Source organism: Pseudomonas parasichuanensis, from assembly GCF_021601385.1.
GTDB lineage: Bacteria > Pseudomonadota > Gammaproteobacteria > Pseudomonadales > Pseudomonadaceae > Aquipseudomonas > Aquipseudomonas parasichuanensis.
In genome coordinates, this window is the sequence record NZ_BQHO01000016.1 from 96565 (window position 1) to 122026 (window position 25462).

At 65.1% G+C, this 25462-nt stretch carries 24 protein-coding genes and 1 tRNA gene; 20 read left to right on the top strand and 5 right to left on the bottom strand.

Annotated features, from left to right (window positions below):
- Nucleotides 1-43 precede the first annotated feature (43 nt).
- The 3 genes from L6D77_RS14675 (at nt 44) to L6D77_RS14685 (ending at nt 2547) form a co-directional block, all read left to right on the top strand.
- Nucleotides 44-1243 (top strand): 3-hydroxybenzoate 6-monooxygenase, encoded by a 1200-nt coding sequence (locus tag L6D77_RS14675; RefSeq protein WP_232884319.1) that lies wholly within the window; start codon nt 44-46, stop codon nt 1241-1243.
- Nucleotides 1244-1273: 30 nt separating this feature from the next.
- A complete protein-coding gene (locus L6D77_RS14680) occupies nt 1274-2362 on the top strand; it encodes a cupin domain-containing protein (protein WP_232884320.1) in 1089 nt (362 codons plus the stop codon).
- Nucleotides 2363-2470: 108 nt separating this feature from the next.
- Nucleotides 2471-2547 (top strand) — tRNA-Val (locus L6D77_RS14685).
- A 92-nt stretch (nt 2548-2639) separates the two neighbouring features.
- On the opposite strand, the gene L6D77_RS14690 is transcribed toward L6D77_RS14685, so the two are convergent.
- Nucleotides 2640-3545 (bottom strand): AraC family transcriptional regulator, encoded by a 906-nt coding sequence (locus tag L6D77_RS14690; protein WP_232884417.1) that lies wholly within the window; start codon nt 3543-3545, stop codon nt 2640-2642.
- Between the two features lie 175 nt (nt 3546-3720).
- Here L6D77_RS14690 and L6D77_RS14695 point away from each other — a divergent pair, with 175 nt between their 5' ends.
- Nucleotides 3721-4773, top strand: coding sequence for an NAD(P)-dependent alcohol dehydrogenase (locus L6D77_RS14695; protein ID WP_232884514.1), 1053 nt, complete (start codon nt 3721-3723; stop codon nt 4771-4773).
- Nucleotides 4774-4936: 163 nt separating this feature from the next.
- Here the strand turns inward: L6D77_RS14695 and L6D77_RS14700 are convergent, their stop codons facing one another.
- Nucleotides 4937-5371 carry a hypothetical protein gene (locus L6D77_RS14700; protein WP_232884418.1) on the bottom strand — a complete coding sequence of 145 codons (435 nt, stop codon included), beginning with the start codon at nt 5369-5371 and terminating at the stop codon, nt 4937-4939.
- A gap of 325 nt (nt 5372-5696) precedes the next feature.
- On the opposite strand from L6D77_RS14700, the gene L6D77_RS14705 reads away from it, so the two are divergent.
- Nucleotides 5697-6899, top strand: a complete 1203-nt coding sequence (locus tag L6D77_RS14705; RefSeq protein ID WP_232884419.1) for a sugar transporter — start codon at nt 5697-5699, stop codon at nt 6897-6899.
- Here the strand turns inward: L6D77_RS14705 and L6D77_RS14710 are convergent.
- Nucleotides 6896-7534 (bottom strand): cupin domain-containing protein, encoded by a 639-nt coding sequence (locus L6D77_RS14710; protein ID WP_232884420.1) that lies wholly within the window; start codon nt 7532-7534, stop codon nt 6896-6898. The genes L6D77_RS14705 and L6D77_RS14710 overlap by 4 nt on opposite strands.
- 11 nt (nt 7535-7545) lie before the next feature.
- Nucleotides 7546-7701 carry a hypothetical protein gene (locus tag L6D77_RS14715; RefSeq protein ID WP_153788526.1) on the bottom strand — a complete coding sequence of 52 codons (156 nt, stop codon included), beginning with the start codon at nt 7699-7701 and terminating at the stop codon, nt 7546-7548.
- A 156-nt stretch (nt 7702-7857) separates the two neighbouring features.
- Between L6D77_RS14715 and L6D77_RS14720 the strand changes: the two genes are divergently transcribed.
- From L6D77_RS14720 to L6D77_RS14735, 4 genes are all read left to right on the top strand, one after another.
- A complete protein-coding gene (locus tag L6D77_RS14720; protein WP_232884421.1) occupies nt 7858-8247 on the top strand; it encodes a GFA family protein in 390 nt (129 codons plus the stop codon).
- 36 nt (nt 8248-8283) lie between these two features.
- Nucleotides 8284-8721, top strand: coding sequence for a bleomycin resistance protein (locus tag L6D77_RS14725; RefSeq protein WP_232884422.1), 438 nt, complete (start codon nt 8284-8286; stop codon nt 8719-8721).
- A 135-nt stretch (nt 8722-8856) separates the two neighbouring features.
- On the top strand, nt 8857-10554 hold the full coding sequence (locus tag L6D77_RS14730) for a metallophosphoesterase family protein (protein WP_232884423.1): 1698 nt from the start codon (nt 8857-8859) through the stop codon (nt 10552-10554).
- Nucleotides 10555-10585: 31 nt separating this feature from the next.
- A complete protein-coding gene (locus L6D77_RS14735) occupies nt 10586-10987 on the top strand; it encodes a hypothetical protein (RefSeq protein ID WP_232884424.1) in 402 nt (133 codons plus the stop codon).
- 149 nt (nt 10988-11136) lie between these two features.
- Here the strand turns inward: L6D77_RS14735 and L6D77_RS14740 are convergent, their stop codons facing one another.
- Complete coding sequence (locus L6D77_RS14740) at nt 11137-11754, bottom strand: LysE family transporter (RefSeq protein WP_110994761.1); 618 nt, start codon at nt 11752-11754, stop codon at nt 11137-11139.
- Between the two features lie 94 nt (nt 11755-11848).
- Between L6D77_RS14740 and L6D77_RS14745 the strand changes: the two genes are divergently transcribed.
- The 11 genes from L6D77_RS14745 to L6D77_RS14795 form a co-directional block, all read left to right on the top strand.
- The gene (locus L6D77_RS14745) at nt 11849-12097 is read left to right on the top strand and encodes a helix-hairpin-helix domain-containing protein (protein WP_232884425.1); all 249 of its coding nucleotides are present in this window, start codon (nt 11849-11851) and stop codon (nt 12095-12097) included.
- An 81-nt stretch (nt 12098-12178) separates the two neighbouring features.
- Entirely contained in the window at nt 12179-12400 is a 222-nt protein-coding gene (locus tag L6D77_RS14750; protein WP_232884426.1) for an MbtH family protein, read from the top strand.
- Nucleotides 12397-13116 carry a thioesterase II family protein gene (locus L6D77_RS14755; RefSeq protein ID WP_232884427.1) on the top strand — a complete coding sequence of 240 codons (720 nt, stop codon included), beginning with the start codon at nt 12397-12399 and terminating at the stop codon, nt 13114-13116. Before L6D77_RS14750 ends, L6D77_RS14755 begins: the two co-directional genes overlap by 4 nt.
- Nucleotides 13117-13195: 79 nt before the next feature.
- Nucleotides 13196-13747, top strand: a complete 552-nt coding sequence (locus L6D77_RS14760; protein WP_232884428.1) for a hydrolase — start codon at nt 13196-13198, stop codon at nt 13745-13747.
- A gap of 79 nt (nt 13748-13826) precedes the next feature.
- A complete protein-coding gene (locus tag L6D77_RS14765) occupies nt 13827-14492 on the top strand; it encodes a hypothetical protein (protein ID WP_232884429.1) in 666 nt (221 codons plus the stop codon).
- Nucleotides 14493-14551: 59 nt separating this feature from the next.
- Nucleotides 14552-15634 carry a DUF1615 domain-containing protein gene (locus L6D77_RS14770; RefSeq protein ID WP_232884430.1) on the top strand — a complete coding sequence of 361 codons (1083 nt, stop codon included), beginning with the start codon at nt 14552-14554 and terminating at the stop codon, nt 15632-15634.
- A 146-nt stretch (nt 15635-15780) separates the two neighbouring features.
- On the top strand, nt 15781-21642 hold the full coding sequence (mnxG, locus tag L6D77_RS14775) for a manganese-oxidizing multicopper oxidase MnxG (protein ID WP_232884431.1): 5862 nt from the start codon (nt 15781-15783) through the stop codon (nt 21640-21642).
- Nucleotides 21643-22414: 772 nt separating this feature from the next.
- Nucleotides 22415-22657, top strand: a complete 243-nt coding sequence (locus tag L6D77_RS14780; protein WP_232884432.1) for a hypothetical protein — start codon at nt 22415-22417, stop codon at nt 22655-22657.
- Nucleotides 22658-22686: 29 nt separating this feature from the next.
- Nucleotides 22687-23043 carry a DUF3077 domain-containing protein gene (locus L6D77_RS14785; protein ID WP_373870587.1) on the top strand — a complete coding sequence of 119 codons (357 nt, stop codon included), beginning with the start codon at nt 22687-22689 and terminating at the stop codon, nt 23041-23043.
- Nucleotides 23044-23188: 145 nt separating this feature from the next.
- Entirely contained in the window at nt 23189-25168 is a 1980-nt protein-coding gene (locus L6D77_RS14790; RefSeq protein ID WP_232884433.1) for a cytochrome D1 domain-containing protein, read from the top strand.
- Nucleotides 25165-25462 (top strand): SCO family protein (locus L6D77_RS14795; RefSeq protein ID WP_236170072.1); only part of this gene is annotated, 298 nt, incomplete at its 3' end. The genes L6D77_RS14790 and L6D77_RS14795, both read left to right, overlap by 4 nt.

Here is a 25462-nt window from a genome sequence, read left to right on the forward strand (position 1 = left end):
CCTTTTACCGAGCCTGCGCCGCAACACTCTGGAGACTCGCACCATGACTGCACAAAAGCACAATCAGTCGATCATCGTCGTCGGCGGTGGCATCGGCGGCCTCGCCGCCGCCCAGGCGCTGACCCAGCAAGGTATTGCCGTGCTGCTGCTGGAACAGGCCGACCATATCGGCGAAATCGGTGCCGGCATCCAGCTCGGCCCCAACGCCTACGCCGCCCTCGATGCGCTGGGCGCCGGCGAGGCGGCGCGCAGCCGCTCGGTGTTCACCGACCACCTGATCATGATGGATGCCATCGATGCCCACGAAGTGGCGCGCATCGAGGTCGGCCAGGCGTTCCGTGAGCGCTTCGCCAACCCCTACGGTGTGATCCATCGCGCCGATATCCACCTGTCGATCCTCGAGGCGGTGCAGAACAACCCGCTAATCAGTTTCCGGACCTCGGTGCGTATCGAGCGGCTGGAGCAGGATGCCGAGGGGGTCACCCTCACGGACAGCAATGGCAACCGCTACCACGCCGACGCCGTGATCGGTTGCGATGGTGTGCGCTCGGTGGTGCGCGAGGCGCTGGATGGCACGCCGCCACGGGTGACCGGGCATGTGGTGTATCGCGCGGTGGTCGAGGAGCACGACATGCCCGAGGACCTGCGGGTCAATGCGCCGATGCTGTGGGCCGGCCCGCGCTGCCACCTGGTGCATTACCCGCTGCGTGGTGGCCGCCAGTACAACCTGGTGGTGACCTTCCACAGCAACCAGCAGGAGGAGTGGGGTGTCACCGACGGCAGCAAGGAAGAAGTGCTGCGCTACTTCGAAGGCATTCACCCGCGCCCACGGCAGATGCTCGACCGCCCGACCTCGTGGCGGCGCTGGGCCACGGCCGACCGCGACCCGGTGGAGCAGTGGGGGCGAGGCCGCGTCACCTTGCTGGGCGATGCCGCCCACCCGATGACCCAGTACCTGGCCCAGGGCGCCTGCAGTGCACTGGAGGATGCCGTGGTGCTCGGCCAGGCCGTGCGCCAGTGCGACTTCGACCTGGCGGCGGCGTTCAAGCTGTACGAGACCATCCGCATTCCGCGCACCGCGCGCATCCTCTGGTCGGCCCGCGAAATGGGCCGGCTCTACCACGCCAAGGGCGTCGAGCGGCAGGTGCGCAACCAGCTGTGGGACGGGCGCAGCCAGGCGCAATTCTACGATGCCATCCAGTGGCTGTACGGCTGGAACCTCGGCAACTGCATGAAGCACTGAGCCGCCCATTCATTTCTTGAGGAATTCGTCATGTCCAACCCTCACAACGCCATGGCCCCGGACGACAGCCCCGAACTGCGCCAGCTGTACGCCGACTTTGCCGCCGGGCACATGATGCCGCTGTGGACCCAGATCGGTAACCTGATGCCGCGCCAGCCCATGCCACGCGCGGTGCCCCATGTGTGGAAATGGTCCGCGTTGTACCCGCTGGCCAAGCTTTCCGGTGACCTGGTACCGGTGGGCCGTGGCGGCGAGCGCCGCGCCATCGGCCTGGGCAACCCCGGCCTTGACGGCCGCCCCTACATCAGCCCGACCCTGTGGTGCGCCATCCAGTACCTCGGCCCGCGCGAGACCGCGCCCGAGCACCGCCATGCGCAGAACGCCTTCCGCTTCGTGATCGAAGGCGAGGGTGTGTGGACCGTGGTCAACGGCGACCCGGTGCGCATGAGCCGCGGTGACCTGCTGCTGACCCCGGGCTGGAACTTCCACGGCCACCAGAACGTGACCGACCAACCCATGGCCTGGATCGACGGGCTGGATATCCCGTTCTCTTACCAGAACGATGTCGGCTTCTTCGAATTCGGCTCCGACACGCTCACCGACCTGAGCACGCCGCAGCACTCCCGTGGCGAGCGGCTGTGGTGCCACCCCGGGTTGCGGCCATTGTCGGGGTTGGCCAACACGGTCAGCTCGCCGATTGGTGCCTATCGCTGGGCGCACACCGACCGCGCGCTGGCCGAGCAACTGCGGTTGGAAGAGGAGGGCTACCCCGGTGTGGTCGAACCGGGCCATGCGGCAGTGCGCTACATCAACCCGACCACCGGCGGCGATGTGATGCCGACCATCCGTGCCGAGTTCCACCGCTTGCGCCCCGGCGCGGCGACGGCCGAGCGGCGCGAGGTGGGCTCACGGGTGTTCCAGGTGTTCGAGGGTGTGGGGCACGTGGTGCTCGACGGCGTCAACCGCCGGTTGGAGAAGGGCGATGTATTCGTCATCCCGTCGTGGGTCAGCTGGTCGCTGCAGGCCGAAGGGCCGTTCGACCTGTTCAGTTTCACCGATGCGCCGATCATGGAGCGCCTGAGTTTCGACCGGGCCATGGTCAACGGGCAGCTGGTGTGAGCCACGGGTGTTGCCGGCCGCTCTGGCTTGTTTCGCAAAGTTTTTGATTTTTTTGAAAAAAACGCTTTACAGGTAGGTCTTCGATCACTAATATGCGCCCCACACGACAGGCACATAGCTCAGTTGGTTAGAGCACCACCTTGACATGGTGGGGGTCGTTGGTTCGAGTCCAATTGTGCCTACCAAACAAAGTCCCGGCTTCCGGGCATCAAGAAGGGCGATCCGAAAGGGTCGCCCTTTTTGCTTTGCGCGTCCGATGTCCGGGCCGCTGCCAGCATTACACCGGCAAGCTCTGGTACGACTGCTCTTCCCCAGGGCTGCGGGCGAACTCGCGCTTGTACTCGCGGCTGAACTGCGAGGTGCTCTGGTAGCCCACCCGGTGCGCCGCCTGGGCCACGCCCAGGCCTTCGCCGATCAGCATCTGCTGGGCCTTGAGCAGGCGCAGGCGCTTGAGGTACTGCATCGGCGCCAGCTCGGTGCTGCGCTTGAAGTGCTCGTGGAAGGTCGACACGCTCATGTTGGCCCGGCTGGCCAGCTCCTCGACGCTCAGGGCTTCGGCGTAATGCTCACGCAAGAAGGCCAGGGCGGCGCCGATGCGGGCGAAGTGGCCCTGCTGTTCGACCAGCGCCCGCAACACCCCGGCCTGTGGCCCGCGCAAGGCGCAGTAGAGCACCTCGCGCACCCGCGCCGGGCCCAGCACCTTGGCGTCCAGCGGGTCCTGCAGGCACTGCAGCAGGCGTTCGACGCTGTCGCGCATGGCCGCATCCAGCGCCGCCGAGCTCATCGATTGCGGGGTTTGAACCTGCACCGCCGCATCCGGTGCCAGGTTCATGCTTTGCACCAGCTCCCCCAGCTGCGCCCGGTCGATGTCCACCGATACACCCAACAGCGGCGCGTCGGGGGTGGCGAAGGTTTCGCACATGAACGGCACCGACAGCGCCTGGATCAGGTAATGCCCGGCGCCGTACTCCAGAGTGCGCGGGCCCAGGCGCGCCAGTTTGCTGCCCTGGGCCAGGATGATCAGGCTGGGTTCGTAGATCTGCGGGCTGCTGGCCACGTAGTGGTCCCAGGTCAGCACCTTGACCTGGGGCAGGGCGGTGGGCACGAAGCCTGGGCGTGTGGCGAGGCCGCGGATCAATGAACAGAGCGTGGCGTTGGCATCCACGTGGCGGGTGAGGTGCATGGTCAACCTGGGCAGAGAATCGGACAGTGGCATCTTCGCAGAATCGCAGTTCAGCGCCAGAGGCGGCCTGGCGATTCCGGAGAATCAGGCATGCATGCCGGAGAATCGGCGGTGGGCGAGGGCGGTATTGGCGCACAAAATGCGCCGCCTGAATCGTTTCACTTTCGAGGTCCCCATGTACAACGCCATCGGCTACGCCGCCCAGACCCCTGCCAGCCCCCTGGCCCCCATGACCTTCCAGCGCCGTAGCCCGCGCGCCGATGACGTTGCCATCGAAATCCTTTACTGCGGCGTGTGCCATTCCGACATTCACCAGGCACGCAACGAGTGGGGCATTGCCGTGTACCCGCTGATGCCGGGCCACGAAATTGTTGGCCGGGTCACTGCGGTGGGCGAAAAAGTCAGCCGCTATCAGGTCGGTGACCTGGTCGGCGTGGGTTGCATGGTGGACTCCTGCCGCCAGTGCGAGGCTTGCCGCCAGGACGTCGAGCAGTACTGCCTGCAAGGCCCGACCATGACCTACGCCAGCCCCGACCGCGTGGACGGCAGCAACACCATGGGCGGCTACTCCAACAGCATCGTGGTCAGCGAACACTTCGTGCTGCGCATTCCCCAGGGCCTGGACCTGGCCAGCGCGGCGCCGATCCTCTGCGCTGGCATCACCACCTACTCGCCACTCAAGCACCATGGCGTCGGCCCCGGCCACAAGGTCGGCGTGCTGGGCATGGGCGGCCTGGGCCACATGGGCATCAAGTTCGCCAAGGCGCTGGGCGCCGAGGTGACCCTGTTCACCCGCTCTGCGAGCAAGGCCGAAGAAGCGCGCCGCCAGGGCGCCGACCATGTGATCGTGTCCACCGATGCCGAGCAGATGCGCGCCGCCGCCGGGCGTTTCGACTTCCTGCTCGACACCATTCCGGTGCAGCACGACCTTAACCCGTACCTGGAAACCCTGGCGTTTGGCGGCGTGCATATTCTGGTTGGGCTGATCGAGCCGATCGATCCGCCGGTGCATGCCGCCAACCTGGTGATGAAGCGCCGGGTGCTGGCCGGGTCGTTGATCGGCGGTATCGCCGAGACCCAGGAGGTGCTGGATTTCTGTGCCGAGCATGGGATCAGTTGCGATATCGAGATGCTGGATATCCGCAATATCAACCAGGCGTATGAGCGGATGATTGTTGGGGATGTGAAGTATCGGTTTGTGATTGACATGGCGACGTTGCAAGGCTGAAAACGCAAAGCCCGCGCTGACCAGACGTTGCAGGAAAATGCCTTGGCCTGAAGCAAGTGCATTTTGTTAAGCCGGTCGGAGTACCCATTTGCACAAGCGAATGCGATTCCGACCGTTTTCGCCGCGCGGTGTATGCAAGGCCACGCTGGTTTGCGTAACAGCGCTACTCGTATTCCATCTCCAGCACCGCATCGCTGATTGTATGTTCTAGGCCTTTGTACACTGCGATGCCACTGAACCTTCCCATGATTTTTTTCGTGTCAAAGCTCCAGGAGAATGATGTGAACCTGACTACGACCGTCTCCTGGTTTTGCCCACCTACCAGAAACGAGATGTTGATGCCTCCGGTCCTGTCCGTTTGAATGATCGAGGCCTCGACGCCCTGCGCAATACTTTTGGGTTGGTCGATGAACTGTTGCGCGACAAAATGCGGGTAACCCGTGGGGTTAGTGTAAAAAAAATCGTCGGCCACGATCTCGGGATAACCGGGATAGAACGGTGGATTCACTTTCGCGGTGAAACTGCCGGTAGCGGGCAGCCGTTGGCCGGCTTTCAGAGCGGTATTCAGTGATTCGGCACCTGGCGTTGATGGTTTCATGTTGATCTCCAAAGCAGTTGGGTGGATGGAGTCATCTACTGCCAGTAGCGTTACTCCTGGCTCTGCTAGTGACAACTGGCAAAAGTATCAGGTGGCTCGGTGCGCATTAACGCCGCCATCTACCGAGTGGCCCAGGCTCAGCCGCTTCCATCTGGCAGGCGATTGCTATACAGCAAGGGTGGCCCTTAAAGACCCGCGGTTGTGAGACTCGTGCCTGATGCGTACCATGCGCTCATCCTTCTAACAACGAACCGTGCATCGCTCATGGCCACGCTGGCTGTCGATGTGCGCTCGATTGCCTTGCCTGTGAGGAAAGCGTTTTCCCATGAATGGTTCTGTCCCCACCTCAATGCCACCCACCGCCGGCACCGGCAGTTGGCTGAGCGTCATCGCCCTCGCGCTGGCGGCGTTCATCTTCAACACCACCGAGTTCGTCCCGGTGGCGCTGCTCAGCGACATTGGCCGCAGCTTCGACATGACCACCGCGCAGGTCGGCCTGATGCTGACCATCTACGCCTGGGTGGTAGCGCTGGCCTCGTTGCCGATGATGCTGATGACCCGCAACATCGAGCGCCGCCGCCTGCTGTTGCTGGTGTTCCTGGTGTTCATCGTCAGCCATGTGCTGTCGTGGCAGGCGCAAAGCTTCGCCATGCTGCTGGTCAGCCGTATCGGCATCGCCCTGGCCCACGCGGTGTTCTGGGCCATCACCGCGTCGCTGGCGGTGCGGGTGGCGCCGCCGGGGCAACAGGCCAAGGCACTCGGGCTGCTGGCCACCGGCACCACCCTGGCGATGGTCATGGGCATCCCGCTGGGGCGGGTGGTGGGCGAGGCGCTGGGCTGGCGCGTGACCTTCCTGGGCATCGCCGGGGTGGCGCTGGCGACCATGCTCTGCCTGATGAAGTCGCTGCCAGTGTTGCCCAGCCAGAACTCGGGCTCGCTGCGCAGCCTGCCGATCCTGTTCAAGCGCCCGGCGCTGGTGATCACCTATGCGCTGGTGACGCTGGTGATCACCGCGCAGTTCACTGCCTACAGCTACATCGAGCCCTTCGCCCTGCACGTGGCGCAGATCGGCGGCGAGCGCACCACGCTGCTGCTGTTGCTGTTCGGTGGCGCGGGGGTGTTCGGTTCGCTGCTTTTCAGCCGCTACAGCGATCGCTTCCCCCATGGCTTTTTGGTGGGTTCGATCGGTGCGCTGGCGACCTGCCTGCTGTTGTTGTTGCCGCTGTCGGGCAACTTCTACCTGTTCGCCGGGCTGAGCATGGTCTGGGGTATCGCGATCCTCAGCTTCAGCCTGTCGCTGCAGTCCAAGACCCTCAAGCTCGCCTCGGACGCCACCGATGTGGCCATGGCGTTGTTCTCGGGCATCTACAACATCGGTATCGGCGGGGGGGCGCTGCTGGGCAGTATCGTCAGCAGCCAGGCAGGTGTGGCGAACATCGGCATGGTCGGCGGGGGCGTGGCGGTGGTCGGGCTGTTGCTGGCTGCGGCCAGTACCCGGCGATTCCGCGAGGCGCTGGGCGGGGCCTAAAGCCCCAGGGTCAGCGCGGCCTCTTTCAGCCAGACCCGCGCACCCTCGCTACCGGCCTTGAGTTCGACAGCCTGCCCCGGCGGCAGGCGCATCCAGCTCAAGGTCGACAGGTTGCCCGCCGTGCCGTGTAACTGGCCGGCCAGTACCAGCAGCTCCAGCCCACGGCCACTGTCCCAGCGGCAGGTATCGGCGGGCTGCAGCACCTCCAGCCAGACCCGTTCATGGTCATTCTCGAACAGCGTCCCGCCCTGCGCAGGCAACCGCATCGCCAGCGCCTGGCCATCCTGCGGATGGAACTGACGCAGGCGCACGAAGATCATGCAGCCCTCGCTGGCGCCCGGGGCATGGGCGCTGCCCGGTGGGTTGCGCACGTAGCTGCCGACCGGGTAACGGCCGTGCTCATCCTCGAACACCCCTTCCAGCACCACGAACTCCTCGCCGGCACCGTGCACGTGGGCACTGAAGCGGCTGCCTGGCGCATAGCGCACCAACGAGGTGGCCCGCGCCTGCTCGCCGCCGACCCGGTACAGCAGGCGCCGCTCCACGCCGGGCAGCGGGCTGGGCAGCCACGGCAATGTGGCGCCGTGCACGATCACGGGTTGGGACAGGTCGGCGTTCAACTCTAGGTCGTGCATGGCGGCTCCGGTCAGCGCAGGAAGGGGTTGCGCAGGCGCACCCAGACGATCGCCGGCAGGGCCATCAGCAACCACTTCAGGTAGCGGTTCACGTCGTACTGTTCGCAGGCCACGCCGATGACGGTGCACACCACCACCACCGCGAGGAACTCGATCATCTTGTGCATCGGTTGCTTTCCATCATTGGCGCAAAGGAGGGCGCGCACTTTACCAGTTGGCAGGCCAGCATAGCGCCGTTGCATTTCGCCGTAACATTTTCGCCCTTTACAGCTGTGAGTGTTCAGCTACGGTCCCGCCAGCATCATCAGCCAAGGACGCGCCCCATGCCTACTTACAACGGCGGCTGCCTGTGCGGCCGTATCCGCTTCAGCACTCGCGGTACGCCGCGGTTTCCTCACACCTGCTCCTGCCACATGTGCCAGCGCCACTCCGGCAGCCTTACCCTGTGCTGGGTGGAGTTCGACAAGGCCGACGTGCTGTGGACCGGGGAGGGCGGGGCGCCGAGCCTGTATCGCTCATCCGCAGGCTCCAGCCGCGCCTTCTGCCCGACCTGCGGCAGCTCCCTCGGCGCCATCGACGACGCGCCCACGGTCGCCTTGCTGCTGGGGTGTTTTGACGCGAAAGGGGCCGATGCCTTGCGGCCGATCGCGCATTCGTTCAGCACCTCGCGACCACGTTGGTGGACACCCGGCGCTTGCGCCGGCACCCTGTGAGCCGCTAGCCCAACCCACACGTCATGGAAGATCGCAATGCTCAAGCGCAACAGCCTGGTCCCCGAACTGATCGTCAGCAACCTCGAGGCCAGCCTCGGTTTCTGGGTGTCACTGCTGGGGTTCGACATCGCCTATCAACGCTCCGAACAGCGTTTCGCCTACCTGGACCTGAATGGGTCGCAGGTCATGCTCGAACAGCTCGACCCCGATGACAACTGGCTGACCGGCCCGTTGGAAAAACCCATGGGGCGGGGCATGCACCTGCAGATTGATGTGGTGGCGGTCGAGCCACTCCTCGACCGCCTTGAACAGCACCACTGGCCGCTGTTCCGGCCTTGCGAGGAGGTGTGGTACCGGGTGGACGACGCTGAGGTGGGGCTGCGCCAGTTCCTGGTGCAGGACCCCGACGGCTACCTGCTGCGCTTGGCGCAGTCGCTGGGGCAGAGGCCTGTTTCTACGCAAGGCAAGGTGTGAGGACTCCCGCCTGTGGGCGGCCGCCGCTTCTGATCGCGAACTCAAGCGACACCGAAACAAGGGGGTGCTGAGCGCAGTTAAACACGTCTGCCAGAAGGCTGGAACTCGTAGGGCTGTTAGTGTCTCGAACAGAATTTGTTCAATAAAGTCTTCAAGGAGCTATTAACCGAGAAGCTAACAGTGAACAATAAATTTTTAACCCGCACAGTAATAGGCGCTTCGATTGCGTTGACAGTTTCGGCCTGTACTTTAGCCCCGCGCGATTCAAAACGTGTAAGTGCCAGCCAAGTCGAACCACAACACGTCGCGCCGGTTTCCCACTTCAATTGGGTTGTCTCATCCGACCCACAATTCCCACGGATCAAGCTGGGCGGTGAAGGCCCCTCATTTGATGAGAACCTGTCGCGCCAATTGATTTCAGCGCAATATAACGGCATCAACGCCTACAGGAACGCCAATGGTGGCGCGGCGAACGTTCCGGTTTTCATCAATGGCGACCTGACCGAGTTTTATCATGGCAATGAAGCCAGAGAAATAAAAAGCCTTATGGCTACGCTCGGTCCAGCTGTTTATTATGGATTGGGCAATCATGACTACGACAATAATGTGAATGACTGTTGGTACAACGGATGTGCACGGGATGCCGTAAGGGATGCCTACGAGCACGGCAAGGCCATGAATGTGGAAGCACTCGACATGACGGTCACCCACGACAGCTGGACGAACTATCAGCTGTGGAGAGGAAGCCTGGCATACGCCAAGACCCTCAGCGACTTCATGTTCATTCAACTGCACAATCATCCGGTGTACCAGCGAAACTTCAAGGCCGACGAAGACCTCAATAAATCTTTCACGTTCGACATAAAGCAATCGCTTGACTGGCTTCAAACACGGCTGCAAGCCGCGAAAGATGCAGGCAAGATGGCCATCATCAACATGCATCGCCCTCCGTTAACCGAGGGTGACGGTTACGCCGCAGCCGATATCGAGCGATTCAAAACACTGGTGCAAGACTATGGCGTCAAGGCCATTTTCTACGGGCATACCCATCAAATCCGAAAAGGCAGTTTCGGCAGTGTGCCCACCTTCAACAGTGGCGCCGCCCATGCCAAGAACTTCCTGGTTGCCCAGTACAACGTTCGCCATGGCGAAGTGACAGTCAAGCAAGCCACTGACAACGTGGTTCAAACGGATCCCTTTGGCACGTTCAAGGTCAAGGACGCGCAAACCGCAAGCGAACTTTCAACACAGATAAACATCATTCCAGACATGGCGGACCTCACGGTCAAGCAACCCCCCATACCTTACTTGCTGTGGACGTCGGTGACGCTCCAAGTGTCAGGCCAACCGCCAACGACCCTTGATTTCCCGGCTGACAAAGAAGATGGCACGGTCAAGTGGCGAATCGAAAACCTGAGTCCGAATACCGATTACACGGTGTCGTACACTGCCCACTCCGAAAAAGGCACGTCCATTTCCGGTAGCAAGCCGTTCAAGACGCCGCCCAGGCTGGACCCGGTGAAAGAATGGTGTGCTCATCCCTACGCAGGCAACGGTACCGAGTCTGGCTGGTCGGCTCGCTGGGAGCGTGGAGAAAACTGGGGCGGCCTGAGGGTGATGTACGAAATGAACGTGTATGGCGAGAACGGTGCAGTCGTGAAGCAGCTTGCCCTCACACCGGACATGGACGCCTCTATTCCCGCATCCGCCTGGCATGACTACCGTGGCAAAAACCACCAGATAGGCGTGAGGGCTTTCAACATCAGCAGCCCCTCAGACTCGGCACCGCCAAGAAAATATCCGCTGGATTTGCTGCCTATCATGAATTGCTAACAGGGGGACTGGGGCAGGCTATCCTTGCCCCATGACCAACCAACCCCCTCTACGCCACCCATGCCCCCCGGGCGCCTGCGACTGCGGCCGCGAGCAACTGCTCGACGGCCCGGTCGAGTGCCGGCGCATCTTGCTGCTCACCCGCGAGGAAGAAAAGCGCCTGGTCGAGCGCCTGGAAAACCTCAAGGACCTCGACGACCTGCACCATCTGCAGGGGCGCCTGTACCAGAACCTCGGCATCCGCGTGCACATCGCCCCCGGCTACAACGAGGTGCGCACCATGCGCGGCATCGTCATCGAGCTGGAGGCGCTGCCCGGCCTGTGCCGTAAAACCCGCCAGGCGATCCCCGCCGCCATCCGCCGTGGCCTGGAGCGCAACCCGCAGGTGGCGTTTCGGTTGCTGGATGCGCATGACTTGTTGCGTGATGCTTGAGTTTTGGCGGCACCTTAGCGTCTGAGGTTCTTTACATCGGCTTCCAGGTACCTGTTTGCAATCAAACTGTTGATGGGCCTCCATCCGTAGCTCGATTGCAAACAGGCCCACGGCCTACTGGCAAAATGAATAGTCGCCGGGCACAGGATTCAGCGCATCGCCGCCAACTTGATCCCGAACCCCACCAGACAAGCCCCCGCCAACCGCTCCAGCAAGTTACTCACCCGCGGGCTGGCGCGCATGCGTTCGGCCAGGTGGTGAGTGAGCAGCACGGCCACCAGGCCGTACAGCAGCGTCAGCGCCGCCACGGTCACCGCCATGAAGCCGAAGGTCAGCATCCCCTGGTGCTTCACCGGGTCGATGAACAGCGGGAAGAACGCCATGTAGAACATGATCGCCTTGGGGTTGAGCAGGGTGATCATCATGGTCTGGCGCAGGTAACGCCCGCCGGCCATGCCGCTGTCGCGCGGCGCTGCGCCGGGCTTGCTCAGCACCATGCGCAAGCCCAGCCAGGCCAGGTAGGCGGCGCCGGCCCACTGCACCACGTGGAAGGCGGCGGGGTAGGCGGCCAGCAAGGTGGCCACGCCGGCCACCGCCAGCCACATCAGCACCTGGTCGCCCAGGATCACCCCGAAGGTAGCAGCCAGCCCACCCTTGATGCCGCCCTTGCCGGTGGCGGTGATCAGGGCGAAGTTGCCAGGGCCGGGGATCGCCAGGAGGATAAGGAACGCAATCACGAAAGCGCCGTAGTCGGTCACGCCGAGCATGGTGAGGTCTCCAGGTGCGGGGTTGGCGGGCAGAAGACGATATATGCCATCATCCGCGGCGCTTGCAAAGCCGCAACATCACAAGGAGGTGAGGATGGCGTTTTCAACCGATGAACGTGAGCAACTGCTGGCGGTCAAGGGCGTTGGCCCGACCGTTATCCAGCGCCTGGAGCAGCTCGGCTATGCCTCGCTGGCACAGCTGGCCCAGGCCGATGCCCGGCAGATCGTCGAGGCCGCCACCAGCCTGGTCGGCGCCAGTTGCTGGAAGAACAGCCCCCAGGCCCGCAGCGCGATCCAGGCCGCCATTGCCCAGGCCAGGTCATCGACCGTCAAGCCGGGCTAATTTTCCCCAGGCGTTTTTCGTTTCCTTGAAAGCCACGCTGCGCCCCGCGCATTCGGCCCTCATCATCCAAGGAGACAGGCAATGACTTCCGTTTTCGACCGCGACGACATCGTGTTCCAGGTTGTGATCAACCACGAAGAGCAATACTCCATCTGGCCCGACTACAAGGCCATCCCCAATGGCTGGCGCGCGGCCGGCAAAAGCGGGCTGAAGCAGGAATGCCTGGCCTGGATCGATGAAGTCTGGACCGACATGCGCCCGCTGAGCCTGCGCCAGCAAATGGCGGCAGCCGCCGCGCAGTGACCACGGTGAACCTGCTGTGCCTGCCCTACTCCGGGGCCAGCGCCATGGTCTACAGCCGCTGGCGGCGCAAGCTGCCGGCCTGGTTGCAGGTGCGCCCGGTGGAGCTGCCGGGCCGTGGCGCGCGGCTGGGCGAGGTGCTGCACACCGACATGCAGGCCCTGGCCCGGCAACTGGCCAGCGAACAACGCCTGGCGGCCAACGCCCCCTACGCCTTGCTCGGGCACAGCCTGGGGGCGCTGGTGGCCTTCGAGCTGGCCCACGAGCTGCAGGCGCTGGGCTGCCCGCCACCGCTGGCATTGTTCGCCTGCGGCACGGCGGCCCCGACCCGACGCGAGGACTATGACGGCGAGAACTGGCGCGAGCCGAAAAGCGACGAAGCGCTGGTGGCCGAGCTGCGCAAGCTGGGCGGTACGCCCGAGGCAGTGCTGGCCAACGATGAGCTCATGAGCCTGACGCTGCCGGTGGTGCGCGCGGACTTCCTGTTGTGCGGTCGCTATGCCTACCGTCAGCGGGCGCCCTTGCACTGCCCGCTGCACGTGCTCGGCGGCGACACCGACCGTGCCAGCGCCGAGCAGTTGCAGGCCTGGCGCCGCGAGTCCCAGGGCGAGTTCAGCCTCCAGATGTTCCCCGGTGGGCACTTCTTCATTCACGAACATGAAGACCGTGTGCTGGGTGCGCTCACCGGTGCGCTCGAGCCGTTGCGGCTCACCGCCTGATTGACGTCACCCCTTGCCTGGGCGAGGCTTGTCGCCTGTGTGGCGTACCGGCCACGGTTTCCCAGGCAAGGGGCTGACAATGCTGATCGATTCAACACGGGCCACGCTGCTGGTGGTCGATATCCAGGAAAAACTCATTGGCGCCATGAGCGACCCGGCAGGCACACAAGCCCGGGCGCGCTGGTTGCTGGCGGCGACCGCCGACCTGGAGCTGCCCACGGTGATTTCCGAGCAGTACCCCAAAGGCCTTGGCCACACCCTCGAACCCCTCAAGGCCGCTGCGCCAAACGCCGTCATCGTCGAGAAGACCCACTTTTCCTGCGTCGCCGCCGACTGCCTGCCGGCCAGCCTGTTGGGCCGCGAGCAGGTGATCGTGTGCGGCATGGAAACCCACGTCTGCGTGCTGCAGACCGTGCTCGGCCTGCTCACCCTGGGCAAGCAGGTATTCGTGGTCGAGGACGCCTGCGACAGCCGAACCGCCGCCAGCAAGGCCGCGGGCCTGGCACGCATGCGCGCCGCCGGGGCACAGATCGTCACCCGCGAGATGGTGCTGTTCGAACTGATGGGCAGCGCCAGCCACCCGCTGTTCCGCCACATCAGCAAGACCTACCTGGTGGGTGAACAGCCGTGACAGGCAATCGTTGATGGCGTTGAGCTATTAGGTGGTCTAGAGTGCCCGCGGTTTCCACTATCGCCTACAGGATGTTGCAATGAAAACCCGCGCCTCGCTGTTCGTCTCCCTGGCCCTCTGCGGCCTGGCTTCCCAGGCCTCGGCCGCGCCCGCCAAACTGGCTGACGTGTTCAATGGGGAAATGCTCGGTACCAACCTGCGCTACTTCGAGTCGGTCGCCGGCATCGCCCGCACCAGCAATGGCGACAGCCACAACTACAAGGTGCAAGGCTGTGACATCACTGCCAATGCCGCAGGCGGCACCATCAACGAGCTGCGCCTGGAGTTGTCGCCTACCTGCAAGGCCGACTTGCACAGCTTCATCGGCGATTTCGCCCCGGCCGCCAACAAGGCCCTCACCTTTGGCGCCTTCAACGAGTCCAGCGGCGGCGGCCTGGAGTTCTATGCCGATTGCCTGCAGCTGTGCGGCAACGCCTACGACCCCTCGGTTTACGCACTGTGGGAAGGGCCGCGAGCGATTGGCTTCATGCAGGTACTGGTCGAAGCCAAGCTGGTCGATGACGCACCGATCGAGGCCTCCGGTAAATGGGCCGCAGCGATGACCAAGGCCAAGGGCGATGACTTCGTCGTGGACACCCGCTTCAACTGCGAGCGCACCTTCGACCCCCAGGCCATGCAGGCCTTTGCCAAGGTACAGGCCAGCGCGGTCACCCTCGGTACCGGGCTGACCAAGCCCGGTTGCTGATTGAAAGCCATCACCTTCTGCCGCTAGGCTTGCCAGGTAAACGGTGAGGGGCAAGCGTGATGACAGGGCGGCTGATGGTGATGGGGGTAACGCTGTTGGCGTTGCTCCAGGGTTGTGCCGGGCGCCAGGAGCAGGTCGCCGAAAGCGACCCGGCCAAGGTCCGTGCCCAGCTGCTGCGCCTGCTGCCGGCGCAGGTCAAGGATCGCCAGGGCTGGGCCGAGGATATCCAGGTGGCGTTCCAGGCCCAGGGTATCGCGCCGAGCAAGGGCAACCTGTGCGCGGTGCTGGCGGTGACCGAACAGGAATCGACCTTCAACGCCGACCCCCAGGTGCCCAACCTGGGCCGTATCGCCCGCGAAGAAATCGACCGCCGCGCCGCGCGCCTGCATATCCCCAAGCTGCTGGTCGATGGCGCCCTGCAAACACCGTCCAGCAACGGCAAGACCTACCAGCAGCGGCTGCTCGCCGTGCGCAGCGAAAAACAGCTCAGCGCCCTGTATGACGAAGTGATCGGCCGCCTGCCTCTTGGGCGGACTCTGCTCGACGGCCTCAACCCGGTGCACACCGGCGGGCCGATGCAGGTCAGCATCGACTTCGCCGAGCAGCACGCCAAAGGCTACCCCTACAAGTACCAGGGCACGATTCGCCAGGAAGTGTTCAGCAGGCGCGGTGGCCTGTATTTCGGCATCGCCCACCTGCTGGGTTACCCCACCCACTACGAGCGCCCGCTGTACCGCTTCGCCGACTTCAACGCCGGCTGGTACGCCAGCCGCAATGCGGCGTTCCAGGCAGCGTTGGGCCGTGCCAGCGTGACCACCCTGGCGCTGGATGGCGACCTGATCGCCCCCGGTGCGCTCCTGCCCGGCAAGACCGAGCAGGCGGCGCGCAAGCTGGGGCCGACGCTCGGGCTGCGCAACCCGCAGATCCGCGCGCAGCTGGAGCAGGAGGGCAGCCTGGAACTGGAAGACACCGACTTGTACCAGGGCGTGTTCAGACTGGCCGAAGCCAAGGCAGGCAAGGCGCTGCCACGGGCGGTGCTGCCGGGCATCGAGCTCAAGAGCCCGAAGATCACCCGCAAGCTGACCACCGCCTGGTTCGCCGGCCGGGTGGACGACCGCTATCAGCGCTGCATGCAGCGCTGATGCCCCCCGATTAAGGGCCTCAATTGGGTGATCTTCCCCGATTGCCCGCCACTGCAGTTTCAACTTATTGAAATATAAGAAAAATTTTAATGGCATGAGCCTTGCTCACCTCCCCGCAGAGTCCTTGCGCCCCACGGAGGTGACCCATGACGACCCCTCGCAAAGGCCCCGCCCTGACCACCCTTGTGCTGGCCCTGCTGGGCTGGCAGGAAAGCGGCGAAGCGGCCGTGCAATGCCAGCGCACCCTGACCGCCAATGTGGTGGCCCTCGACCAGCCGCTGATGTACAACCGCCTCGGCGCGCAGAATGCCAACGGCATGCTGTTCGCCCTGCGCCAGGACGTGGTGGACGAGCACCTGGTGCCGCTGAGCAAAGGCGGCGCGGCCGTGCCCGGCAAAGTCACCCTGCGCCCGGACAAACGCCCGCGGCCGATCGTGCTGCGGGTGGCCGCCGGTGACTGCCTGACGGTCAACCTGACCAACCTGCTGGCCTACCAGGCCAACCCCAACAAGCACGGCATCGACCCCGAAGAACCCGAAGGCGAAGAGGGCGAGGAGGGCGAAGAGGTCGAGCTGCCCGAAGCCGAAGGCGGCGAGCACTTCATCGCCGACGAGCAGGTCACCGACCGCCACGTCGGCTTCCAGGTCAACGGCATGCAGGCGGTCACCAGCATCGCCGACATCGCCGCCAACACCGGGCGCAACGGCAACTTCCTGGTGGCCCCGGGCGGCACCCGCAGCTACACCCTGTATGCCGAGCGCGAGGGCGCCTTCGCCGTCACCAGCCAGGGCGCCACCTTCGGCGGCCAGGGCGGTGCCGGCAACGTCGCCAACGGCCTGTTCGGCCAGGTGGCGGTGGTGCCCAAAGGTGGGCGTACCTACCGCAACACCCTCACCGAAGAAGAAATGCGCCTGGCCACCACCGGCCGCACCGCCACCGGCCAACCGGTGATCAACTACGAAGCACGCTATCCCCAGGCGCAGCCGTGGATTGCCGAAGGCAAGGCCGGCAAGCCGATCATCGCCATGGTCGACGGCAACGAGATCCTCAACAGCGAGACCGACGCCATCGTCATGGGCCCCAACCCCGACGGCAGCTTCCCCAAGAACACCTACCCACTGGAAAGCGTCGGCAAGCGCAACCCGGCACTGCCCAACCGGCTTGAGGCGTTCCGCGACTTCGCCGCGCAGTTCGCCGACGAAGTGGCCGGCACCCAGGCCTTCCCCGGCTACTGGGCAGACCCGGTGATGGGCCATGTGCTGGAGCCGACCCGCGACTCGTTCATGATCAACTACGGCTCCGGCGGCATGGGCGCCGAGGTGGTGGCCAACCGCCTGGGTGTGGGGCCGATGCACGACTGCCTGTCGTGCGCCTACGAGGAGTTCTTCCTCAGTGCCCACACGGTCGGCGATATCGGCACCCTGGTGGACATCCCGGCCAACGTCGGCCTGGAACGCATCCGCCCGGGCGAAGTGCCGCCGGCCAGCGCCACCGGGGTCAAGGCCACCATGGCCCTGTACCCGGCCGAGCCTGCCAACGTGCACCACAGCTACATCGGTGACTTCACCAAGTTCCGCAACACCCACAACGGCCACGAGCAGCACATCTTCCACCTGCACGGGCACCAGTGGCTGTTCAACCCCAACGACGACAACTCCGACTACATCGACGCCCAGGGCATCGGCCCAGGGGTGGGCTACACCTACGAGATCGCCAACGGCGGTTCGGGCAACCGCAACCGGGTAGCGGGCGATGCCATCTACCACTGCCACTTCTACCCGCACTTCGCCCAGGGCATGTGGGCCATGTGGCGGGTGCACGATGTGTTCGAGCCTGGTACGCGGCTTGCGGTCAGCGGCGAGGGCGAGAACGGCTACCACAGCACACCGTTCGCCCTGCGCAGCGGCAAACCGGCCAATGGCGCGCGGGCCTTGCCCGACGGCGAGATCATCGCCGGCACGCCGATCCCGGCCATCGTGCCGCTGCCGGGCAAGGCCATGGCGCCGATGCCGGGCAAGGTCACCGTGGTGCCCAAGCTCGGCGAGGCGCTGGTGGCCCAGTATGACGACGATGATGACGAGGAGGAGGGTGACGACGATCACTCGGATCAGCCTGCCACCCCGCGCGCCGTGGGCTCCCTGGCCCTGGTCGACCGCAGCGAAAGCAACCGCAACGCCGATGGCAGCCTGAAAAACCCCGGCTATCCGTTCTGGATCGGCGGCATGGAAAGCAGCGTCGGCCAGCGCCCGCCAACCCCGCCGCTGGACATGCTCGACCCGGCCCTGGCGCGCCAGCTCAAGGACAGCGGCAAGGCCCTGTGGGCCAACCTCGACGCCAACCAGGTCGATGGCTGGGACGGTGGCCTCGGTCGCCACGCCCTGGACGGCGTGTCCGCCGGTGGCGAGGCCGTCACCACCACCACCCGGCTGGACTTCTCCAAGGTGCTGCACAAGGCCAAGCCGATCTACCTGCCCGAAGAGGGCACCGAGGTGGAACAGGCGGCCATGCAGTTCCATGCCAAGGCCGAGCACCCCAGCTTCGCCCTGGTCCCAGGCGGCGCGCCGGTGGCCAAGGCGTTCCGTACCAACGGCGCCTTGCCCACCGCCGGCGCGCCGTTCTACGAGCCGTGCATGGATGATCGTGGCAAGCGCCTGACCCAGTCCTCCGGGGTGGGCGAGTTCAACAGCGGCGAGAGCCTCACCGGCATGAGCTTCCGTGGCTCGTCCGCCTTCACCGCCGACCGGCCGCGCATCTACAAGGCCGCCAACATCCAGTTCGACGCGGTGTACAACAAGGTCGGCTACCACTTCCCGCAGGCGCGCATCCTCGCCCTGTGGGAGGACGCCTGGCCGGTGATCAACAAGCAGCGCCCACCTGAGCCGCTGGTGATGCGCATGAACACCTTCGACTGCACCCAGTACGTGCACACCAACCTGATCCCGTCGTTCTATGAAATGGACGACTACCAGGTGCGCACCCCCACCGACGTGATCGGCCAGCACATCCACCTGCCCAAGTGGGACCTGACCGCCGCCGACGGCTCGGCCAACGGCTGGAACTATGAAGACGGCATCCTCTCGCCCGGCAGCGTGGTCGAGCGCGTGCAGGCCATCCGCAGCTTCAACAACTGCACCGAGGGCGATGCCCGCGAAGGCACCGCCGCCTGCCCGAAAGCCAAGCAGCACCCGTACTTCGGCCGCTTCGGCCGGGCCGACTGGCTCGGGGCGCGCAGCGCCATGCAACGCTGGTTCGCCGACCCCCTGGTCAACGTGCATAACGTCGACCGCGGCCTGGGCACCATCTTCACCCACGACCACCTCGGCCCGTCGACCCACCAGCAGCTTGGACTGTATGCGACCGTGCTGGCCGAGCCGGCCGGGTCCACCTGGTACCACGCCGAAACCGGCGAGCAGCTGTACAACCCGGCCACCCGCCAGGATGGCGGCCCGACCTCGTGGCAGGCGGTGATCCAGACCGGTGACCACGACGGCGACGGCAAGAACGACAGCTACCGCGAGTTCTTCCTTGAATACAGCGACTTCCAGCACGCCTATGAAGCCGGTGTATACGTGGGCGCCGGCCCCAACGGCATCCCCGACGGCCAGAGCTTCCCGGCCACCGCCGACAGCTTCCGCTACGCCATCAACCCGCCGGTGCGCCAGGCGGCTTCCAACCTGCTGGAGTCGGTGGTCGAGTCCCGTGGCGGGCTGAACCCCGGTTGCCCAAGCCGGCCTTGCCCGCAGGCAATCTCGGTGGATGACCCGGGCATGTTCGTCGTCAACTACCGCAACGAGCCCCTGGCCCTGCGCGTGTTCGACCCGAACAAGGTCGGCCCGGACGGCAAGCGCGGCATGCAGGCCGATGGCCTCGGCGGCGACCTGGCCTTTGCCCTGCAGTCGCGCACCGACCGCGCCATCCCGGCGATGAACCTGGCGCCCTCGGCGATTACCCAGGCGGTCGGGCCTACCGGCGGCACCACGCAGTTCCCGCCGCACATCAACAAGGGCGGCAGCGAGCCGGGCGACCCGTTCACGCCGATGCTGCGCACCTACAGCGGCGACAACGTGCGCCTGCGCCTGCACGCCGGTGGCCATGAAGAGGAGCACAACGTCACCCTGCACGGCGTGAAGTGGCTGCAGAACGGCTCGGGCTTCGGCAACAGCTCCAACTCCGGGTGGAAGTCGTCGCAGATGATCGGCATCTCCGAGCAGATGGGCTTCATGGCGCCGGTGTCGATGATCTCAAGCTCCGCTGCCACCAACGGCGATTACCTGTACTCCATGGACGCCGCCCTGGAAGGCTACTGGAACGGGATCTGGGGCGTGATGCGCAACTACACCGCCCAGCGCGCCGACCTGTTCGCGCTGCCCAACAACCCGCAGCCGGTGGCCATGCGCAACACCGTCAACTTCGACGGCATCTGCCCGAAAACCACGGCCAACGCCAATGGCGTGGGTACCCGGCCGACGGTCAAGCGCAGCTACGAGATCGTCGCGGCCCTGGCCAACGACATCCTTGAAAACCGCCACGGCGTGAGCATCAACGACCCGGCTGGTATCGGCCAGCATGTCGGCGGTGCGCTCAAGGCCAACGGCGGCACCCTGGTGTTCAACAGCCGCCGTACCAGCATCCCGCTGGTCAGCGGCGTCGACCCCGAGGATGGCGAGCCCTTCACCATCGGCGGCCACAGCGCGCCGCTGCACGACCCGACCGCGGTGCTGTACGTGCGCAAGGCCGACCTCGACCCTGGCACCGGCAAGCTCAAGGCCGGGGTGCCGGTGGAGCCGCTGGTGTTGCGGGCCAACGCCGGTGACTGCATCAGCATCACCCTGGAGAACCGCCTGCCGCTGGTGATGCCCGACCTGCCGAGCACCGCCGTGATGCAGAACGTGGTCAAGCGCGACCGCTTCGACGGTGAGGGTTCGACTGCCTTCAACAACAACCTGATGCGCCCCTCCAGCCACGTCGGCCTGCACGCCCAGCTGCTGGCCTATGACATCACCAAGTCCGACGGCGCCAACGTCGGCGCCAACCCGGTGCAGACCGTACCGCCCCGGGCCGGCAACAGCGGCGCCTACCCGAGCCGGGTGTACCAGTACTACGCCGGGCACCTGGAGCGCGAAGGCAAACCCACCCTGCAACTGGGGCGCACGGTGGACAACATCAACACCACCGCCATCGAGTTCGGCGGCCTCAACCTGGCCCCGGCGGACTTCATCAAGCAGCCGCAGAAGGGCCTGGTGGGTGCCATGAGCGTCCTGCCGCAGACCGCCACCTGGACCGAGGACGCGGCCAGCCGCGCCCAGGCCACGGTCAAGGTCAGCGGCCAGCCCGACTACCGCGACTTCGTCACGGTGTGGCAGCGCTCGCTGAACATGCGCTGGGCCGACGGCCGCCCGGTGGAGGGCATCGCCACCGAGGGCAATGGTGTGCCGGGGGATCCGAAGGACAACGGCAACATGGCCATGAACTACAAGACCGAGCCGCTGTGGTTGCGCTTCGGCCTGGCGCCGGACGCGCCGTTCGGGCACGCCAATGGCGTGGGCTTCGCCGACGTGCCCAATGCGCACATGGCCTACAGCAATGCCCTGGTTGGCGGCGACCCGCAGACGCCGGTGCTGTACGCCAAACCTGGGCAGCCGTTGCGCAAGCATGTGTTGATGCCCAGTGGTGGCAGCCGTGGCATTACCTACCAGCTCGATGGGCACCTGTGGCCGCTGCACAACTACCAGGCCGAGAAGAGCGATATCGATGGCTACCCCATGGGCTTGCCGGGTATTGGTTCGGTACGCTTCGGCTACAACCCCATGGCGATGTATATCGGCGCCCAGGAGAGCGTGCTGCCGGCGGCGCACTTCAGCTTCATGCTGTCCAGCGCCGGGGGTGGCAATGGGGTGCCGGGGGATTACCTGTTCCGCGACTATGCGGCGTACGGGAACATGTCGGGGTTGTGGGGGATCCTGCGGGTGACCAATGAGCCGCCGCCGGCGACGGCACCGGCGCAGTAGGGGGCAGAGGTGATGGAGGGCCGCCGCGGGGGATCGCGGCGGCCTTTTTTGTTTTTTGGGGGATGTCTGCCGGGATATTGGGTGAGGGCCACCAGGTGCCCGCCGATGCATTTGCAGCGCCTATGAGATCGAGCGCCGCCCGCGCGGCGCATCGCTGGCAAGCCAGCTCCCACATCTGTTTCGGGCCAGTTATTCCTGTGAAGGTACCGCTGCACGCCTTGGTGCATGTCTCAAGTCTTGTGAAGGGCCGGCAATGCCCACCTCGATACCGCGTCGTGCCAACAAGGCGGACAGTGGAGATAGGCCAGGAGTAACTGGCCCGAAACAGATGTGGGAGCTGGCTTGCCAGCGATGCGCCGCGCGGGCGGCGCTCGATCTTGAGGGCGCTGCACCTCTATCGCCATGCACCTGGTGGCCCACATGCGATCCCAAGACAGGCACCTCCAGGGCAAACCCCAAACCCTGTTCAATCAGATTTAGCGTCTTCCCTGTAGTCCATTTCCCAAACATACTGCCCGCGCCTTTTTTCCATTGCGGTGGCAATTTCCGCCCTCTAGTCTCGCCGGGTCGCATAGGCGACACGGCTTTGACAGGCCGTAATTGAAAGAATGCGCACTAGCTTCGCCCTCTATGGTGGCTGTGCGTGTGGGCACGCTCGCGTGCGCCGGTGTTTCCTTTCTTTCATCCGGTCTGTCAACCCACGCACAGCTGCCACCCTTTCTGTTTGACAGCAGATCTGTGGCAGTCCACCCCCGAAAGAAAGGATCTAAAAATGTTAAAGATCGTCCCCGATCCACCCCATTCCCACCCTTTCCTCGAAGACACCCTGGTCCAGACCCACGAACACGTGCTCTGCGCCCTGAGCGTCGTCCAGCATTCCATCCCGCTGATCTTCAAATCCCCCGGCTCAATGCTGGTGATGGCTACCCTGCACGAGCTGGAAACCGTGCGTTCACTGCTGGAGTCAGCACTGGCCCAGCTCCAGCCGGCGGTGCGCCCGCAGGCCCTGCACTGAAGGTTGTGTCGCCTTTCAAGGAGATCCCCATGCCCACAGCCACCCCCCACACCACCGTCGGCAAAACCACCTTCACCCAGGGCGAAGGCAGCAACCGCCAACCGCTGTTTCGCATCGAGCCCGGCATCCCTTGCCAACACGCCCGCGACCAAGCCTCTGAACTGCTGGACTGTGTCCGCCACCTGACTCTGGTCGGTGTGATGGACGAAGACCCGCGCATGGTCTGGGCCGCGCATTACCTCAGCGCCCTGGCCAAGGCGCTGCTCGATGACGCCGAACTGGCCTTGCCCACTGAACAAACCGGGGCCGGCACCCGGCCCCGGCTTCGGGGAATCGCCTTGGGGGAACCTCCCCAATCCTCTCGGGTTGTTATCGCAACCGATTGATAAACAGCACTATTTTTCCTGGCATAGCGCTTGCTACAGCCTCCGCAGACTCGTGTCTTTCCTGGAGGTGCAGCATGGTTATCCCGCTATTCGTCGCAACCCCGTGCGTGCACGCCTGCCTGCTGACCGCCAAGGGTACCTGCCCATGAACCGCAAACTGCGCCCCGCCTACATGGGGCTGTTGTTGGGCTGGGCACTGATCGGGCTGGGTGTCGCCTACGAAAAACTCTGGTGCGACCCGCGCGAGCTGCTGCAGGAGCCCGCCGACCCGCAAGCCCTGCACCGCCTCAGCCGCGACGGGGTGACGGTGGAGTTCGAGGCGCGGCCACTGGCCGGCGCCCAGTTGCGCGAGGGCGACTTCGCCAGCATCCGCTTCAAGGTCAGCGACCAGAACAGCGGCCAGCCGCTGTCGGGGATGGCCCCGGGCGCCTGGCTGGACCCGGCGCAGTCGGCGCCGGTGGGCGACCGCGACAGCAGCTGCAAGGCGCGGGTGGCGTTGTTTCTCAAGAGCAGCATCGGTGCCCGGCCACTGCTGGACCTGAACAGCTACTTCCTGCTGGTGCTGAACAAGGACGCCAGCCTTACCGTGATCGACCCGACGGTGTCGGTGGGCGGGGTGACCAGCACCCTGGCGCGCATCGACCTGCCGGGCCGGCCGATGGACTGGGTCGCCACCCGCGACGACCGCCAGGTGTTCGTGTCCATGCCCGAACGCAACCAGGTGGCCTTGATCGACACCGAGACCTTCCGCCGCGTGGCCACCCTCGATGCTGGCGAGCAGCCCCTGCGCGTGGCCCTGCAGCCCGACCAGCGCCTGCTGTGGGTGGGCAACAACAGCAGCGACCCGGGCAAGGGCGGGGTGACGGTCATCGACGTGCCCAGCCGCACCCGGCTCAAGACCTTCATCACCGGCTCCGGCCACCACGAAATCGCCTTCAGCGCCGACTCGCGCTACGCCTTCGTCAGCAACCGCGACGGCGGCACCCTGAGCGTGATCGATACCGCCGCCATGCGCCTGGTGCAAACCCTCAAGGTGGGCCCGCACCCGCTGTCGGTGGCCTACTCGGCGCTGTCCCAGGCGGTGTACGTGGTCGATGGCCAGGAGGGCACGGTGCGGGTGATCGACGCCCGCAGCCACCATGTGCGCCACACGGTCCAGGCCGAAGCGGGGCTGGGGCCGATGCGCTTCAGCAGTGACGGGCGTTTCGGCGTGGTGCTCAACACCCTGGAGAACCAGGCGCTGGTCATCGACGCCAGCAACGACCAGCTGATCCACCGCATCCCGGTGGCCGCCGAGCCCTACCAGCTGACCTTCACCAAGGGCTATGCCTACGTGCGCGGCCTGGCCTCGCCGAAAGTCAGCATGATCAACCTGGCCAGCCTCGGCCAGGGCCGCACGCCGATCGTCCAGGGCTTCGAGGCCGGCCCCGCCGCGCCGCGCCAGGCTGGCGACCTACCGCTGGCCCAAGGGGTGAGCGTGTCGCGCGACGACAATTCGGTGTTCGTGGTCAACCCGGTGGACAACACCACCTACTTCTACGCCGAAGGCATGAACGCGCCGATGTCGGGCTACAACAACCGCGGCCACCAGGCCCGTGCAGCCATCGTCATCGACCGCAGCCTGCGGGAGGTGGCGCCGGGGGTGTACGGCTCCACGGTCAAGCTGCCGGCGGCCGGCACCTTCGACGTGGCCTTCCTGCTCAACCAGCCGCAGATCATCCACTGCTTCAGCACCGAGGTGGCGGCCTTGCCAGACGCCGGCTTGCGCAAGGTGGTGCACGCCGAGTTCCTCGGCACCGATCAGCCGCTGCTGCAGAACAGCCCGTTCGTGGCCAAGGTGCGCATCCTCGGTGAAGACGGCAAGCCGCGCCAGGGCTTGAGCGACCTGAGCCTGCGCTACTTCCTCGCGCCGTCGTCGCTGCCGCGCAGCCTGCCGCTGACCGAGGTGGGCGAGGGCGTGTACCAGGCCTCGCTGGAGTTGGCCGAGGCCGGCGCCTGGTACCTGCATGTGCAGTCGCCCAGCCTGGGGTGCAAGTTTGCCGAAGACAACTACACCAGCCTGCGCGTGCTGCCGGCCGCCACGGCGCCTACCGCTTCCCAAGGGGAACCCAGGAGTCTGCGATGAACCCTGTCGATGCCGGAAAACTGTTTGCCCTGAGCCTGCTGCTGGCCAGCAACCTGGCCCTGGCCCACGCCGGCCATGATCATGGCGGTGCACCCCAGGCACCGCCCGCCGCCCACCAGGAAAAAGCCAGCGTGCGCTTCGCCGATGTCGCGCTGCTGGACCAGGACGGCATGCCGGTGCGCCTGGAAAAGGACCTGGTGGGCGACCACCTGGTGGTGATGGGCTTCATCTACACCAGCTGCACCACGGTGTGCCCGGTGGTGTCCTCGATCATGGGCAAGGTCCAGCAGCAGC